General features: G+C 52.1%; 13 protein-coding genes. 4 read left to right on the top strand and 9 right to left on the bottom strand.

All coding sequences use genetic code 11. From position 1 onward, the window contains the following. Positions 1–183: 183 nt before the first annotated feature. The 6 genes from RIN69_RS16445 to RIN69_RS16420 form a co-directional block, all read right to left on the bottom strand. The gene (locus tag RIN69_RS16445) at positions 184–816 is read right to left on the bottom strand and encodes a response regulator (RefSeq protein ID WP_313853114.1); all 633 of its coding nucleotides are present in this window, start codon (positions 814–816) and stop codon (positions 184–186) included. An 80-nt stretch (positions 817–896) separates the two neighbouring features. Next, positions 897–2,591: a nitrate/nitrite two-component system sensor histidine kinase NarQ gene (narQ, locus tag RIN69_RS16440; RefSeq protein ID WP_313853113.1), complete on the bottom strand. Its 1,695-nt coding sequence runs from the start codon at positions 2,589–2,591 to the stop codon at positions 897–899. Between the two features lie 51 nt (positions 2,592–2,642). After that, on the bottom strand, positions 2,643–3,503 hold the full coding sequence (locus RIN69_RS16435) for a metal ABC transporter permease (RefSeq protein WP_313853112.1): 861 nt from the start codon (positions 3,501–3,503) through the stop codon (positions 2,643–2,645). Then, entirely contained in the window at positions 3,500–4,351 is an 852-nt protein-coding gene (locus RIN69_RS16430; protein WP_313853111.1) for a metal ABC transporter permease, read from the bottom strand. The genes RIN69_RS16435 and RIN69_RS16430 overlap by 4 nt, the downstream gene beginning before the upstream one ends. Continuing rightward, on the bottom strand, positions 4,348–5,136 hold the full coding sequence (locus RIN69_RS16425; RefSeq protein ID WP_313853110.1) for a metal ABC transporter ATP-binding protein: 789 nt from the start codon (positions 5,134–5,136) through the stop codon (positions 4,348–4,350). The genes RIN69_RS16430 and RIN69_RS16425 overlap by 4 nt, the downstream gene beginning before the upstream one ends. Beyond that, a complete protein-coding gene (locus RIN69_RS16420) occupies positions 5,133–5,984 on the bottom strand; it encodes a metal ABC transporter substrate-binding protein (RefSeq protein WP_313857774.1) in 852 nt (283 codons plus the stop codon). The genes RIN69_RS16425 and RIN69_RS16420 overlap by 4 nt, the downstream gene beginning before the upstream one ends. 538 nt (positions 5,985–6,522) lie before the next feature. Between RIN69_RS16420 and RIN69_RS16415 the strand changes: the two genes are divergently transcribed. The 4 genes from RIN69_RS16415 (at position 6,523) to RIN69_RS16400 (ending at position 10,614) form a co-directional block, all read left to right on the top strand. Then, positions 6,523–6,798, top strand: coding sequence for a YdgH/BhsA/McbA-like domain containing protein (locus tag RIN69_RS16415; RefSeq protein WP_313853109.1), 276 nt, complete (start codon positions 6,523–6,525; stop codon positions 6,796–6,798). A 327-nt stretch (positions 6,799–7,125) separates the two neighbouring features. After that, positions 7,126–8,622: an L-asparagine permease gene (gene ansP / locus RIN69_RS16410; RefSeq protein ID WP_313853107.1), complete on the top strand. Its 1,497-nt coding sequence runs from the start codon at positions 7,126–7,128 to the stop codon at positions 8,620–8,622. A gap of 119 nt (positions 8,623–8,741) precedes the next feature. Then, complete coding sequence (gene nudK / locus RIN69_RS16405; RefSeq protein ID WP_313853106.1) at positions 8,742–9,320, top strand: GDP-mannose pyrophosphatase NudK; 579 nt, start codon at positions 8,742–8,744, stop codon at positions 9,318–9,320. Between the two features lie 235 nt (positions 9,321–9,555). After that, positions 9,556–10,614 (top strand): DUF1176 domain-containing protein, encoded by a 1,059-nt coding sequence (locus RIN69_RS16400; RefSeq protein ID WP_313853105.1) that lies wholly within the window; start codon positions 9,556–9,558, stop codon positions 10,612–10,614. A gap of 180 nt (positions 10,615–10,794) precedes the next feature. Here RIN69_RS16400 and tkt read toward each other — a convergent pair whose 3' ends face one another. The 3 genes from tkt to rpiB form a co-directional block, all read right to left on the bottom strand. Then, the gene (gene tkt, locus RIN69_RS16395; RefSeq protein ID WP_313853104.1) at positions 10,795–12,795 is read right to left on the bottom strand and encodes a transketolase; all 2,001 of its coding nucleotides are present in this window, start codon (positions 12,793–12,795) and stop codon (positions 10,795–10,797) included. A gap of 93 nt (positions 12,796–12,888) precedes the next feature. Beyond that, entirely contained in the window at positions 12,889–13,839 is a 951-nt protein-coding gene (gene tal / locus RIN69_RS16390; protein WP_313853103.1) for a transaldolase, read from the bottom strand. Positions 13,840–14,197: 358 nt separating this feature from the next. After that, complete coding sequence (gene rpiB, locus RIN69_RS16385; protein WP_313853102.1) at positions 14,198–14,659, bottom strand: ribose 5-phosphate isomerase B; 462 nt, start codon at positions 14,657–14,659, stop codon at positions 14,198–14,200. Positions 14,660–15,054 lie beyond the last annotated feature (395 nt).

Raw genomic sequence — 15,054 nt, 5'->3', positions numbered from 1 at the left:
CGCCAGCGATGCTCTGATTGGCGAAAGTATGGGGGGTCTGCCGGGCTAAAATTTGTCAGTTGTTTCAAGCCGCTCCGGCAAGAATTTACTTTACCCCTGGCGGATTGAAGAATCGTGGATAAATTAAGGAGAAAATGTAAATAATCGTCGTAAAGCCCGACGACCAGTTTCTCCCCGTCTTATTCAGCTATTTTTACTCTCAAGATAAAGTACTGTCGCCGCCACGCGTGAACGAACATCCAGCTTGCGCAGCAAATTACGAATATGCACTTTCACCGTCTCTTCAGAGATATGCAATGTGGCTGCTACCTCTTTATTTGACATGCCGCGTGCGACCTGCTGCAGGACATCCAGTTCGCGCTCGGTCAGTGCGCTGAAAGGATTAGAGCTAAAGTCACGACTGGAAAGATAGTCACTAACCAGCTCGCTAAAAACGTTCTGCCCCTGTGCGCCCTGCAAAATTTGTGTCAGCAACTTTTCAGGTTCGCTGTCTTTCAACAAATAGCCGTCGGCACCGGCATCGATCAGCGCGTAAATATCACTACGGGCATCGGAAACGGTCAGAATCAAAATACGTGAACTGATTGTTTCCTGGCGCAGTGCTTTCAGCGTGTCGAGGCCGGACAGGCCTTTCATATTTAAATCGAGCAGGATTAAATCGGGTGACAGGCGACGAGCTTGTGCAACGGCTTCACTACCGTTACTGGCTTCTGCCACGACGCTGAGTTGCGGCTCAAGTTCAAGTAATTGACGAATACCACGACGCATGAGCGGATGGTCATCGACGATCATCACAGTAATATTTTTGCGTTCCATAAAATTGGTTCCCTGTGCAAACTCCAGACAGATAACTATCTGGCAAAGAAAATGAGCGGTTAACTGCCAGTAACGCTGTGTTAGCTTACCGGCGGTTTATGCTGTGGCGAAAATGCCAAAGTTACCTGTGTACCGGTGGGTAAATGACGGCGAATACTCAGTACTCCCCCCAGCCGCTCTGCCCGCTCGTTCATAATCGTCAGGCCATAATGTCCGTGCGGCTCTTCAAGGCTGGCGATGCCGATGCCGTTATCGACGATGGCGATGTGACTATCACCATTTGGCAGCGACTGTATCTGTACGTCAATCTTGCTGGCCTGCGCGTGCTTAATGGCGTTAAGCAGGGCTTCGCGAATGATTTGCAATACATGAACCTGCTGCGGCGCGTCGAGGACGAGGGCATCAGCCTGGCAGTTCAGTACAATTTCTGCCTGGCTTTGCTGCCGCAGAGAAGCAATCATCTCCTGCAATGCCGCCGTCAGATCGGCCTGATCGATGGTCAGCCGGAAGGTGGCAAGTAATTCTCGCAATTGATGCCAGGCGTCGCTTAGCGCCTGATCAAAGTCCTGGATGATTTTTTGCGCACGTTCCGGCTGATTATCGACACTACGTTTCAGTAACGTTAGCTGAATCCGCAAATAGGAGAGTGCCTGCGCCAGTGAGTCATGCAGTTCCCGCGCAATGGTGGCACGTTCTTCCATCAGCATAAGCTGCTGCGACTGTTTCTGTGCCTGATAAATCTGCGCATTGCGCGCCAGCATATTGGCAACACTTTGCATTAAGCGCGGCGAAGGTATCCGGTGGGCGGTTTGCCAGCGCAGTTCGCCGACGCTGCTTCCTTCCTTCAGTAGCGGCAGCTGATGCCACTCCAGAGCGCTGTCGGCGGAGCCTTGCATCACGCACCATTCGTTATTAATCACAATTTCAATGCAGCGTAACTGTTCATACTGATAAACCCGCTCAAGCACCTGTTGCAGCGCACTGCGATCGAGTTTATTTACCGCCAGCGCCAGCGAGCACTCATATAACGTGCTCAGCATATGATTGGCCTGCGTCAGATTGCGGGTCTTTTCATCGACAGTTTTTTCCAGCAGCTGATAATGTTTTTCCAGTTCGCCTGACATGCGGGTAAAAGCGGTTGCCAGCACCCCCAATTCATTGGGCAATGCGGTATTCAGCGGCGGATAACTAAATTTTCCCTGTTCGATATAGCGGCTGGCGGTGACCAACTGATTCAGAGGGGTAACAATTTGTCGGCGACTCAGGCGGATAGTCCAGAAGGTCAGCGCAGCGATGGCGATAAAACCCAGCAGGCTGGTAACCGCCACCACGCGTATTTTAAGCTCAGCGTAACGCTGCAAATCCAGTACAAAGCGATCGATTTCTCCGACCCAATTTGCCACTTGTTGCTGATAACGTAGCGGATCGCCGGTCTGCAAAAGTTGTCGAAGTTCAGGCCAGTCGGTTTTTAACTTTTGATAACGAGAGTTAAGTGCCGAGGGGACATAGAAACGGTCAAGATTATGCAGCGCCGCCGCATCAAGAGATTGTTGGTAATGTTGCAGATGAGCAGGAAAATCAGCAGATTGTGTGCTGGCGTCCCATGCCAGCCGGTAACTTTGCATACGCAGAGAACCGGCAACGTTCAGCGCTTCGGCATCACGCAAGCTGCCGGATAGCGTTAAAAGTGCCAGACCGGTGGACAATACTGACAGCATAACAATGCCAGCCAGTGCACGAGCAATACTGCCAGTTACCGAACGTTTTACCATCACTTGCCGATTTTCCACAAACAACAAGCGGTTATTATAGCGCTGTTTTTGCTATCAAGGCGCTTTGATAAGCTGTTCAGGATGGTTTTTATTGGGCCTTTTAATCGCCGTTAACAACCAGGCAAGCAAAAACAGGCTGGCCTGAGTCAGCACGATGCAGGGGCCCGTTGCAGCATCCAGCCAGAAACTGGCCAGCGTACCGAACAGTGAAGAAAACAGTGAGGTCAGTACGGCACACATCAACATGGTATTAAAACGGCGGCACAGCATAAAAGCGGTGATGCCTGGCGTAATCAGCATTGCAATCACCAGCACGATGCCAATCGCCTGTAATGCTGCGACAATGGTTAACGCCAGCATGCAGAGCAAGCCATAATGCAGCCATTTTACCTTCAGCCCAATCACCCGCGCCTGTGCCGGATCAAAGCAATACAGCAGCATATCTTTGCGCTTGATGAGCATCACCAGCGTAACAATCAGACTGATAACCAGACACTGCCACAGTTCTGAGTTACTGATACCAAGAACATTACCAAACAAAATATGACTCAGATGCTGATCGGTTTCAATACGCGCAAACAGCACCAGCCCGATGGCAAACATGCCGGAAAAAACGATGCCCATGACGGTATCTTCTTTGATACGGCAGTTATCTTTGATATAGCCGGTGAATACTGAACACAGCAGGCCGGAAGCAAAAGCGCCGATCACGATAGGGGCGCCAGCGACCCAGGCCAGCACGACGCCAGGCAATACCGCATGAGAAATGGCATCGCCCATCAGCGACCAGCCTTTAAGTACCAGATAGCAGGAGAGAATGGCACATACCATGCCGCTGACCATCGCCGCCAGCAGTGCCCGTTGCATAAATGGGAAGCTAAGTGGCTGGGTAATCAGCTCCATCAGACTGCTCATGTAACGGCACCTCGCGATTTACCACGGCGTGAAAACATGCCGTATTTCGGAGCAAAGAAGAACGCCAGCAGGAAAATTGCGGTTTGCAGCGTGACAATGACGCCGCCAGTGGCACCATCAAGGAAATAGCTCAGCCATGCACCAACCGCACTGGTTGACGCACCCAGCAGCACTGCAATGATTAACAGTCGCGGAAAACGGTCGGTCAGCAGCCAGGCGGTGGCGCCCGGCGTAATGACCATGGCAATCACCAGAATAGCACCGACAGTTTGTAGCGCTGCTACGGTTGAGGCACTGAGCAGGGTAAAGAAAATAATTTTCAGCTTTAACGGGGAGATGCCGACGGAAACCGCATGGCCTTCATCGAAAAACACCGCCAGCAGATCTTTCCAGATCACTAACAATACCAACAGCGATATCGCGCTGATCAGTGCAACCTGGATGACATCGCTGTCGGCAATACCCAGGATATTACCGTAAATAATCGACTGAATATTAATTGCTGTAGGATTGAGCGAAATGATTAACAGCCCGGCGGCAAAAAAGGTCGAAAATACAAAACCGATGATGGCATCTTCGCGCAAACGCGTCAGATGACGCACCAGCGTCATGCCGAGTGCGGCCAACATGCCGGTAATAAAGGCTCCCAGCGCGTAGGGCAAGCCGAGTGCATAGGCGGCAGCAACGCCAGGCACCACCGAATGCGACAGCGCGTCGCCCATTAACGACCAGCCTTTCAGCATCAGATAAGCGGATAAAAAGGCACAGCTGGCACCGACCAGCGCGCTGACGGCAATCGCCTTAACCATATAGTTGTAGTTAAACGGCTCCAGCAGCAGTTCAATCATGGCTGTGCGTCTCCGGCGGGCGGCAGATCGGTTTGCGACGTTGGCAGGTTGATATAGCGCAGTACGCCACCAAAAGTCTGTTGCAGATTGTCATGGGTAAAGGTGCTTTCCGTCGGGCCGGCGGCAATCACCGTGCGGTTTATCATCAATACCCGATCGCAAAAGCCCGGAACGGCGCTGAGATTATGGGTGGAGACCAGCAATAAATGCCCTTCATCCCGCAGCGCTTTTAGCATATCAACGATGGCATTTTCCGTTTGCACATCGACACCGGTAAAAGGTTCGTCGAGCAGCAGAATACTGGCCTGTTGCGCCAGCGCCCGTGCCAGAAATACCCGCTTGCGCTGGCCACCAGAGAGTTCGCCAATCTGCCGATCGCGCAAGTGCAACATGCCGACGCGATCCAGTGCCTGTTCAACCTGACGTTTATCTTCGGCGGAGGGGATGCGCAGGAATGACATTTTGCCGTAACGGCCCATCATCACCACCTCGCTGACCAGCACCGGAAAATTCCAGTCCACCTCTTCGGTTTGTGGCACATAGGCCACCAGATTATTGCGTAGCGCTTTGCCCACCGGCTGATGGTTAATTTCCACCTTACCGCTCACCGGCTTTACCAGTCCCATAATGCTTTTGAACAGCGTCGACTTGCCGCTGCCGTTAACGCCAATCAAGGCGCACAGGCAACCGGCATCAAGTTCAAAGCTGGTATCAGCCAGTGCGGTATGGCCATTACGCCATGTCACGGTGATATCCTGTACGGAAAGGTGGGCGGGCGCGGTCACTGGCCAAATCCTTCAGCGATGGTATTAACCGTCACTTGCAGCAGGTCAATATAGGTTGGCACCGGACCATCAGCCTGTGACAGCGAATCAACGTACAGCACGCCACCGTAATGTGCGCCGGTCTCTTTACTTACCTGTTTAGCCGGTTTATCAGAAATGGTACTTTCACTGAATACCACCGGAATCTGATGCTGACGTACGCTATCAATCACCCGTTTTACCTGCTGTGGTGAGCCTTGCTCATCAGCGTTAATGGGCCATAGCCATAGTTCTTTTAACTGATAATCACGCGCCAGATAGCTGAATGCGCCCTCACTGGTTACCAGCCAGCGCTGACTGGCTGGAATTTTGTCCAGACGAGCACGCAGCGGAGCATCCAGTGCAGAGATTTTCTCAGCATAGGCTTTCGCATTCCGGTTATAGGTTTCTGCATGCTGTGGATCGTACTTCACCAGCGCCTGACGGATATTCTCAATATAGATCAGAGCGTTGGCAGGTGACATCCAGGCGTGCGGATTAGGATTGTTGGCATAAGGACCCTCACTGATCGGCATTGGCTCGATGCCGTCGGTCACGACCACGGAAGGGACATCATGCAGGTTGGCGAAAAATCGGCTGAACCAGCGTTCAAGATTAAGGCCGTTCCATAAAATCAGATCGGCGGACTGCGCCTTCATCACATCGCGCGGAGTCGGCTGATAATCATGGATCTCAGCGCCTGGACGAGTAATGGATTCCACCACCGCAGCATCTCCGGCAATGTTTTGCGCCATGTCCTGAATAATCGTAAAAGTGGTAACAACTTTAAATTTTTCCGCTGCGTTGGCGCTGGCTGCGGAAAAAAGCATCAGTAAACCGAGCGAGCAACTCGCCAGTAGCTTATTAAAAACAGGTAACTTCATTGCAGAGACTATTGTCATAAAAGTCTTTCCTCAGACCAGATGGCATCAAAACCCAACAACCAGAGACGGTTTTGTATACAGGTATAGCATTGGCTATATTAGTTAGCAATAGCTATAAGTTGGTAAATGATAATTACTCTTGATTCAGGTTGCCGGAGTGGCCATCTGGCGATTGGAAACCGCAGGGTTTGATCTTACTGGCGCTTGAAGTGTGCGGGGAAGGGCATTACAGTGGGGACTCTTCAGCCAATTTCAGCCCTGACTATTTCTGCTTTACCTATATTGTTCACATCGCGTTACCTGGCGAACAAAAAATAACCAATACTGACATTTCCCTGGACTGCTCCTCATTCTCTTCACAATGCTTTAACGCTTTTACTTGCTCGTAACGTTGATTTTCATTGTAACGGTAATAATCAATCTCGTGATTAACGAAAAGCTTACGACTTACGAATAGCGTAAAACGAATTCCGAGGAGCATCAGATGAAAATTAAATTACCAGCAGTTATCGCTGTCGCCTTGTTCGCCACTACCTCATTTACTGCCATGGCAGCGACTGAGATCAATCGTCAGCAGGCGCATGATTTACAAAGTATGGGCAGTGTTTCTGTCTCGGCCGTCAGCGGCTCACTGGATGACGCAACGCGTATGCTTTCGCAAAAAGCGGAAGCTATGGGCGCTACCCATTACCGTGTTGTTGGCGTCGATAACCCGGGTGACTCCAGCCTGTGGAGCGGTACCGCAGAGATTTATCGCTAATCCTTATTATGCCTGTTCCATCCCTGTAGCCTTAGTTTGCCTTCTGGCATCGACTAAACCGACCGACCTTTACGGTCGGTTTTTTTTGTCTGTCACGCCACATAATTACAAATCATAACGAATTCTCCGGGGTGATATTTTGCTTCGCCCTGAGAGAACGGGTAGGATTCATCGCCGTTATTTTGGCTGCACTCGTAACATTATAAATAACAGAGTGATAGCGATTTAACCCATTTAAGACGGCGCAGCGCAAACGTTTGGTTGCGCCATCCGGCGATGGGAAGAGCGTACAGGCGCTCTATCAATGGACAGGAAAATAGGACAGGTATGAAAGCTACGAAAAAAAACGCAGCTGAACTTCGCGCTGCAAAACGACGCTGGTTGAATTCCCATGATACCGGTTATCAAAAAGCGATGGGTAATCGTCACGTTCAGATGATTGCTATTGGCGGTGCCATCGGCACCGGTCTGTTCCTCGGTGCCGGCGGACGTCTGCAGGCTGCTGGTCCGGCACTGGCTCTGGTCTATTTAGTCTGCGGGATCTTCTCTTTCTTTATTCTGCGCGCATTAGGCGAACTGGTGCTTCATCGCCCCAGCAGCGGCAGTTTTGTTTCTTATGCCCGTGAGTTCCTGGGTGAAAAAGCCTCTTATGTTGCGGGCTGGATGTATTTCGTTAACTGGGCGATGACCGGTATTGTCGATATCACCGCTGTGGCGCTGTATATGCACTACTGGGGCGCGTTCGGCGATGTACCGCAGTGGGTGTTTGCACTGGGTGCGCTGGCGATTGTGGGCACCATGAATATGATTGGTGTGAAATGGTTCGCTGAGATGGAGTTCTGGTTTGCACTGGTGAAAGTTCTGGCGATTGTCGTCTTCCTGGTGGTCGGCGTCGTGTTTCTGGGCAGCGGTAAGCCGCTGGATGGCAACGCTACCGGTTTCCATCTGATCAGTGATAACGGTGGATTTTTCCCACATGGTTTGTTACCGGCTTTAGTGCTGGTGCAGGGCGTGGTATTTGCTTTCGCTTCGATTGAGCTGGTGGGTACGGCAGCGGGGGAGTGTAAAGACCCGCAAACCATGCTGCCGAAAGCAATTAACAGCGTAATCTGGCGTATTGGTCTGTTTTACGTTGGCTCAGTGGTACTGCTGGTGCTGCTGTTGCCGTGGAATGCTTATCAGGCAAACCAAAGTCCGTTTGTCACCTTCTTCAGTAAACTCGGCGTGCCGTATATTGGCAGCATCATGAATATTGTGGTGCTGAGTGCGGCGCTTTCCAGCCTTAACTCCGGACTTTATTCTACTGGTCGTATTCTGCGATCGATGTCGATGGGCGGTTCCGCACCGCAGTTTATGTCGAAGATGAGCAAACAGCAGGTGCCGTTCGCCGGTATTTTGGTCACGATTGGCGTGTATATCATTGGGGTAGTGCTGAACTACTATGTGCCGTCACAGGTGTTTGAGATTGTCCTTAACGTGGCATCGTTGGGAATTATCTCTTCCTGGGCATTTATCGTGGTATGTCAGATGCGACTGCGGAAGGCGATCAAAGAAGGTAAAGCTGATGACGTCAGCTTTAAGCTGCCGTGGGCACCGTTTACCTCCTGGCTGACGCTGCTGTTCCTCGTCAGCGTGCTGGTACTGATGGCATTCGATTATCCGAACGGCACTTACACCATTGCCTCGATTCCACTGATTGCGGTGGTGCTGATTCTCGGCTGGTTTGGCGTGCGTAAACGCGTTCATACGCTCGGACACAGTGAGCAGGATCATCAAGACGCTGACCAACAAGATCGCCCGGCATCAGAGCAGCCACACCCATAGCATCACGGTGGGCTGGCCTGTGCTGGCCCACTGCAACGGCTAATTCTTCGCTTTCAGATAGTTTTCTCTCGCTACGCATCTTAAGATGACAGGCTCCCTTATTGTGGTATGGAGACGGTATGTCGGCGAAAGTTGAAATTATTAAAAATAAACTCCTGTCAGAAAACTGGTTCGTTTTACGCAATTTCACCTATGACCTTATCGGCAAAGATGGCTCGACGCTGCGCCATAAGCGCGAGGTCTACGACCGCGGTAACGGTGCCACTATCCTGTTATATAACCGCGATAAAAATAGCGTGGTACTGACCAGACAGTTTCGCATCGCGACCTATGTTAATGGTAATCACAATGGCATGTTGATTGAAGCCTGTGCTGGCCTGCTTGACGATGACTCGCCGGAAGATTGTATCCGTAAAGAGGCGATTGAAGAGACTGGCTATGCTATCGGACAAGTAGAAAAGATTTTTGAAGCCTATATGTCGCCGGGAGGCGTCACTGAACTGATTCATTTCTTTGCCGCTGAATACGATGAGTCGCTGCGTGATAATCGCGGCGGTGGGGTTGAAGATGAAGATATTGATGTGATGGAACTGCCTTTTCCCGAGGCACTGACCATGGTGAAAGATGGCCGTATCCGTGACGGGAAAACGATTATGCTGCTGCAACATGCGCAGATTGCCGGTTGGCTGAAAGCCTGATGTTATCGCTGAACGTGTTACGCAGCACCCCCACTACCGGCGATTAATTGTCCGATAAATCCGATTGAGCCACTGACTCTGCGTCAGGATGATAACGGCTTACCCCTTCGCTTAGTGACGCACGATCTTTCACCGCCTGGTTCAGCTTTATGGGCCAGGTCACAGATAAAGGCATGTTGATGGGTTGGCGTTGCGTTATCATCACCGCTTCAATTATTTTGGATCTGATTACTTAATGCCTTATTGGATGAAATCGCTGCTGTTATTGCCTTTTCTTTACGTCGCCTGTGCGCGGGCAGAGCCGCTGCAAAAGACTTTTTCCGACTGGCAAGTCACCTGTAATAACCTTAATTTTTGTCAGGCCAGAAGCCTTCCTGGCGACAACGGTCTGGCGATGAGCATTTCCCGTCACGCCGGTGTCAACGATCGTCCATTATTACGCATTGATTATGGTAATCGCCTGAGTGGCGAGCTAAGTGGTGGCAGCTTAAAAGATAATTTGCTGCTCGATCAGCAGCGCCTGCGCCCCGATCTGAAACACTGGACGGTTGAGCCGCATCATCTCTCGACCTCACATTCTATTTCAATTGACGAATTCCTCTCGCAGGTGCTGGACGCCGATACGATTCAGCTGACATTTCGCCCGCAGGCGGCGATTTCACTGCATGGTATGAAGGCCGCCCTTTTGCTGATGGATGATCTTCAGGGCAGGGTGAATGGCATGAGCGCATGGGTGCGGCGCGGAGATCGTGTGGCATTTGATGTCCCCCCTGAGCCGCCGTTGCCGCTGCTGCATGGGCCGGAACATCCGCCACAGCCGCTGACGCGCGAAGAGAGCACGGGATTAATCGATTTCGGTACCTGGCGGGTAAACACCGATGAGTGTTCGCTCGACCCGATGCGCCGTGAAGTCAGCGTTGCGCCGCTAAGTGATAAAAAAGCGTTACTGCTGGTCAGCTGTGAAATGGGGGCATACAACGTCATTCAACTGGCGTTTGAAGTGAGCCGGGCGCTGCCTTATGTGGCGCGTGGCCTGTCGCTCAGTCTGCCTTTTACTCCGCCAAACCGCAGTGAAAAGCAGATGGAACTGATTAATGCAGAATATGACGCGGCGACCAGCCAGCTACTGACCTTTGCCAAAGGGCGTGGGCTAGGGGACTGCGGCAACGCTTCGCGCTGGCAGTTTAATGGCAGCAGTTTTGTGCTGGCGGAATATGCTGAAGAGTCGACCTGCGATGCCTGGCACAGCAGCGACGACTGGCCGACGCTATGGGTGAGTCAGCGAGCAGAATGATGTCTGCTGTAAACGCTGGTGTGCACCAGTCGACGTGCTGGCGGGCTGTCCGGTTTGTTTTTTCGTCACGGCGATCGCGAAGGTGATTCAGAAGCAATTTGGGGTAGAGAATCAAAAAAATCCGTAACCCCTGGCAGGATTACGGATCGGATCATTAACGACTTGATGCCTGAGCCAAAATCAGTGCGGCTTTAACAAGGCTTCCGCTTTGCTGACAATGTTTTCAACCGTGAAGCCAAACTCGGCAAACAGTTTCTCCGCCGGGGCGGACTCACCAAAGCTGGTCATGCCGACGATGGCACCGTTCAGGCCAACATATTTGTACCAGTAGTCGGCGATACCCGCTTCGACCGCTACGCGGGCAGTAACGGTTGACGGCAATACTGACTCGCGGTAAGCGGCATCCTGCTTATCAAACAGGTCGGTTGATGGCATCGAAACCACGCGTACTTTATGGCCCGCCGCTGTCAGTTTTTCTGCGGCGCCCAGGGTGATTTCCACTTCGGAGCCGGTTGCAATCAGAATCACATCCGGTGTGCCATCGGCATCCCGCAAAATGTAAGCACCGCGCGAAATATCTTCCAGCTGCTGATTATTGCGCTGCGGCTGCGCCAGATTCTGCCGTGACAGGATCAGCGCGGTAGGGCCGTTATGGCGCTCCGCGGCATGTTTCCATGCCACTGCGGTTTCCACCTGGTCGCACGGACGCCAGACGCTCATATTTGGCGTGACGCGCAGGCTGGCCAGCTGTTCAACGGGCTGATGCGTCGGGCCATCTTCGCCGAGGCCAATCGAATCATGGGTATACACCATAATCTGACGCGCTTTCATCAGTGCGGCCATACGCACCGCATTACGCGCATATTCGACAAACATCAGGAACGTGGCGGTATAAGGCACAAAGCCACCGTGATGGGCGATACCGTTGGCAATCGCGGTCATCCCGAACTCACGGACACCGTAATGGATATAGTTACCGGCAATATCATCCTTAATCGATTTAGAGCCGGACCAGATCGTCAGGTTACTTGGGGCAAGATCGGCAGAACCACCGAGGAACTCCGGCAGCAGCTTGCCGTAAGCTTCCAGTGTATTTTGCGAAGCTTTACGGCTGGCGATTTTCTGCGGATTAGCCTGTAGCTGTTCGATAAATTTCTGCGTTTCAGCCTGCCAGTTTTCCGGCATTCCGCCATCCATACGACGGCTAAACTCGTTAGCCAGCTCCGGATGCGCAGCCTTATAGGCGGCGAACTTATCGTTCCAGCTTTTCTCGCGTTGCTGACCAGCGGTTTTCGCATCCCACTGGCTGTAGATCTCTTTCGGTACTTCAAACGGCGGATAATTCCAGCCCAACGCTTTACGCGTCAGTGCCACTTCTTCATCACCGAGTGCTGCACCGTGCGCTTCTTCTTTGCCCGCTTTATTGGGTGAGCCAAAGCCGATAATGGTGCGGCAGATAATCAGTGACGGTTTGTCAGTGACGCTTTGCGCTTCTTTAATCGCGTTGGCGACCGCCTGTGGATCGTGGCCATCAATTTCGTGCACCACATGCCAGTTATAGGCTTCGAAGCGCTTCGCGGTGTCATCGGTAAACCAGCCCTTGGTTTCACCATCAATGGAGATACCGTTGTGGTCGTAGAAGCCGATCAGTTTACCCAGCCCCAGCGTACCCGCCAGTGATGAGACTTCATGGGAGATGCCTTCCATCAGGCAGCCATCGCCCATAAACACATAGGTGAAATGGTCAACAATCTCATGATCCGGGCGGTTAAATTGCGCGCCCAGCGTACGTTCGGCAATGGCTAAACCGACGGCATTAGCCAGCCCCTGACCCAGCGGGCCGGTGGTGGTTTCCACGCCTGGGGTGTAACCAATTTCCGGGTGACCCGGCGTTTTCGAGTGCAGCTGACGGAAGTTTTTCAGCTCTTCCATCGGCAGATCGTAGCCGGTGAGATGCAGCAGGCTGTACAGCAGCATTGAGCCGTGGCCGTTTGACAGCACAAAGCGGTCGCGATCGGCCCAGGCCGGATTGGTCGGATTATGCTTGAGGAAATCGCGCCACAATACTTCAGCGATATCCGCCATGCCCATCGGCGCACCGGGATGGCCCGATTTGGCTTTTTGCACCGCATCCATACTGAGTGCGCGAATGGCGTTAGCAAGCTCTCTGCGTGAGGACATATGTTCCCCCCTGTTGAATTGATTCAGGAAATTTGTCGGGCGGCGCTGGTGCCGCCCGGTCGTGCGGATTGCACAATAAATACCGCGGACGAACTACAGTCTGGCTGCCAGCACATCTTCCAGTTTCTGCTGATCGACCGCGAACTGACGAATACCTTCCGCCAGTTTTTCCACCGCCATCGGATCCTGATTATGTTCCCAGCGGAACTCGGATTCAGACAGTGGCGTTGGCGGGTTAAAGGCTTCGGTGGATGGCGACAGCTTACGCTCAACCGGCGCATCGCTGGCCTGCAGCTCTTCCAGCAGGTTTGGTGAAATGGTCAGACGATCGCAACCGGCCAGCGCAAGGATCTGCTCAACTTTGCGGAAGCTGGCACCCATAATCACGGTGTTGTAGCGATGCTGTTTGTAATACTCATAAATGTTGCGCACGGATTTCACGCCTGGATCTTCATCAACCACATACGGATCGAGAGGTTTACGCGTGTTGTACCAGTCGTAAATACGGCCAACAAATGGCGAAATCAGGAATACGCCCGCTTCGGCACAGGCGCGTGCCTGAGCAAAGGAGAACAGCAGCGTCAGGTTACAGTTGATGCCATTTTTTTCCAGTTCTTCTGCCGCGCGGATGCCTTCCCAGGTAGACGCCAGCTTGATCAGGATGCGTGAACGGTCAATGCCGTGTTCTTCATACATCCTCACCAGCTTTTCAGCTTTAGTGACACACATACCGCGATCGAAAGAGAGGCGGGCGTCGACTTCAGTCGATACGCGACCCGGCACGCTTTTCAGAATTTCGAGGCCAAGGTTAATTGCCACTTTGTCACTGGCGTTAATAATCTGCGTCTCTTTGCTGCCGCCCTGTTTTTTGGCGTAATCGATGGCATCGTCAATCAGGTGTTTATAGGAGTCGAGGCCGGAAGCTTTCAGGATCAGAGAAGGATTGGTGGTTGCATCTTCAGGATGATAATTGCGGATCGATTCAATATCTCCACTGTCAGCGACGACGGTAGTGAACTGTTTTAATGCCTCTAGCTGGTTCATCTTATGGCTCCTTGATGTGCAATCAATAATGCGAATTGAGCCGTGGCGCAGTTATCGCCGCAGTTGTCTTGCCAGAGGGGGCGTGCGCTTTAACCAGCGGGCGACCTGGAGTGGCATGTCGCGGTCTTGACCCGATCGGGTTTCAGCACCAACGACACAACGACGCTAACCGACACGGCTGAGTGTTCTTAGGCGAAACATTGCATCAGACGTCCAGGAATGAAAATGCGTTTTCTCTGATTGTTGCGATGGGTTCGCTCAATGACCGCGTAGCGGACAGTTAAAAAGCTGAACAAAAAGTATAGCAGCTGGATGAAAAAGCGTGATGGCGCACGCAGAAGGTGCGCCGCATGTCGGATTACTTTTCGCTGACCGCTGCCTGCTCGTAATAACCGATCTTCTCAACTTTTTCCGTTGAGCCGCCGCCCTCAAACTCTGAATTCAGCCAGCTGTTAATAATGCTGCGCGCCAGCTCTGGACCAATCACGCGTGCTCCCAGTGTGATCACCTGTGCATTGTTACTTTTACGCGCCCGCTCGGCGGAATAGGTGTCATGACACTGCGCTGCGCGAATGCCCGGCACTTTGTTGGCGACAATCGCCATGCCGATACCAGTGCCGCAAATCAGAATACCGCGCTGATGTTTACCGTCTCGAATGGCGTTAGCCAGCGTCCAGGCGATATCCGGATAAATCGGTTTGGTGGTCTGCGCATCGTTACTGTAGTCGCTGACATCAATATTTTTATCCTGCAAAAACTGCTTAATCAGGTTTTTCAGTTCCAGAGCCGCGTCGTCGGCACCAATTGCGATTGAAGACATAGGGTTACTCCCGCTGGGTTATCAGAGCCGCTGGGTTGGATTGCATGGCCGGGCAGCCCAGGCGGCGGTTCTCTATTACCCTGCCACACAATTGTTCATATGTTCAAGTGTTGTTCTTTTGTTTGTGGTGAGGTAACACACTGCTCCCGTTTCGCGACCCTCGCCGCCGTTGAGTCTGGCGCTATATTCGCGATAATTGTCACAATTAAAGGTTTTGAGCTTGGTCACAGATTTCATTTTACAGGGTAGGGTTTGAACATTAATTCATGTAGCGTTCATATGTTCACGCATTGATGCAATGCACAAGAAGACCCACTGAGGACTCAACCATGCGTCAAATCTGCCTTCTGCTGACCTACCATCCGGCACACCCTCGTCGGAATGCACCTACACCA

The organism is Winslowiella toletana, from assembly GCF_032164335.1.
Lineage (GTDB): Bacteria > Pseudomonadota > Gammaproteobacteria > Enterobacterales > Enterobacteriaceae > Erwinia > Erwinia toletana_A.
Note: the sequence above shows the minus strand (reverse complement) of the source record. Positions and strands in the feature narration are given on the sequence as shown.

What these genes read in the sequence shown, in the direction of transcription:
- RIN69_RS16400 (WP_313853105.1), top strand. Translation starts at nt 9,556, where the DNA reads ATGCCTTATTGGATGAAATCGCTGCTGTTATTGCCTTTTCTTTACGTC.
- RIN69_RS16415 (WP_313853109.1), top strand. Translation starts at nt 6,523, where the DNA reads ATGAAAATTAAATTACCAGCAGTTATCGCTGTCGCCTTGTTCGCCACT.
- ansP (WP_313853107.1), top strand. Translation starts at nt 7,126, where the DNA reads ATGAAAGCTACGAAAAAAAACGCAGCTGAACTTCGCGCTGCAAAACGA.
- RIN69_RS16445 (WP_313853114.1), bottom strand. Translation starts at nt 816, where the DNA reads ATGGAACGCAAAAATATTACTGTGATGATCGTCGATGACCATCCGCTC.
- RIN69_RS16420 (WP_313857774.1), bottom strand. Translation starts at nt 5,984, where the DNA reads ATGCTTTTTTCCGCAGCCAGCGCCAACGCAGCGGAAAAATTTAAAGTT.
- RIN69_RS16430 (WP_313853111.1), bottom strand. Translation starts at nt 4,351, where the DNA reads ATGATTGAACTGCTGCTGGAGCCGTTTAACTACAACTATATGGTTAAG.
- rpiB (WP_313853102.1), bottom strand. Translation starts at nt 14,659, where the DNA reads ATGTCTTCAATCGCAATTGGTGCCGACGACGCGGCTCTGGAACTGAAA.
- nudK (WP_313853106.1), top strand. Translation starts at nt 8,742, where the DNA reads ATGTCGGCGAAAGTTGAAATTATTAAAAATAAACTCCTGTCAGAAAAC.
- tal (WP_313853103.1), bottom strand. Translation starts at nt 13,839, where the DNA reads ATGAACCAGCTAGAGGCATTAAAACAGTTCACTACCGTCGTCGCTGAC.
- tkt (WP_313853104.1), bottom strand. Translation starts at nt 12,795, where the DNA reads ATGTCCTCACGCAGAGAGCTTGCTAACGCCATTCGCGCACTCAGTATG.
- RIN69_RS16435 (WP_313853112.1), bottom strand. Translation starts at nt 3,503, where the DNA reads ATGAGCAGTCTGATGGAGCTGATTACCCAGCCACTTAGCTTCCCATTT.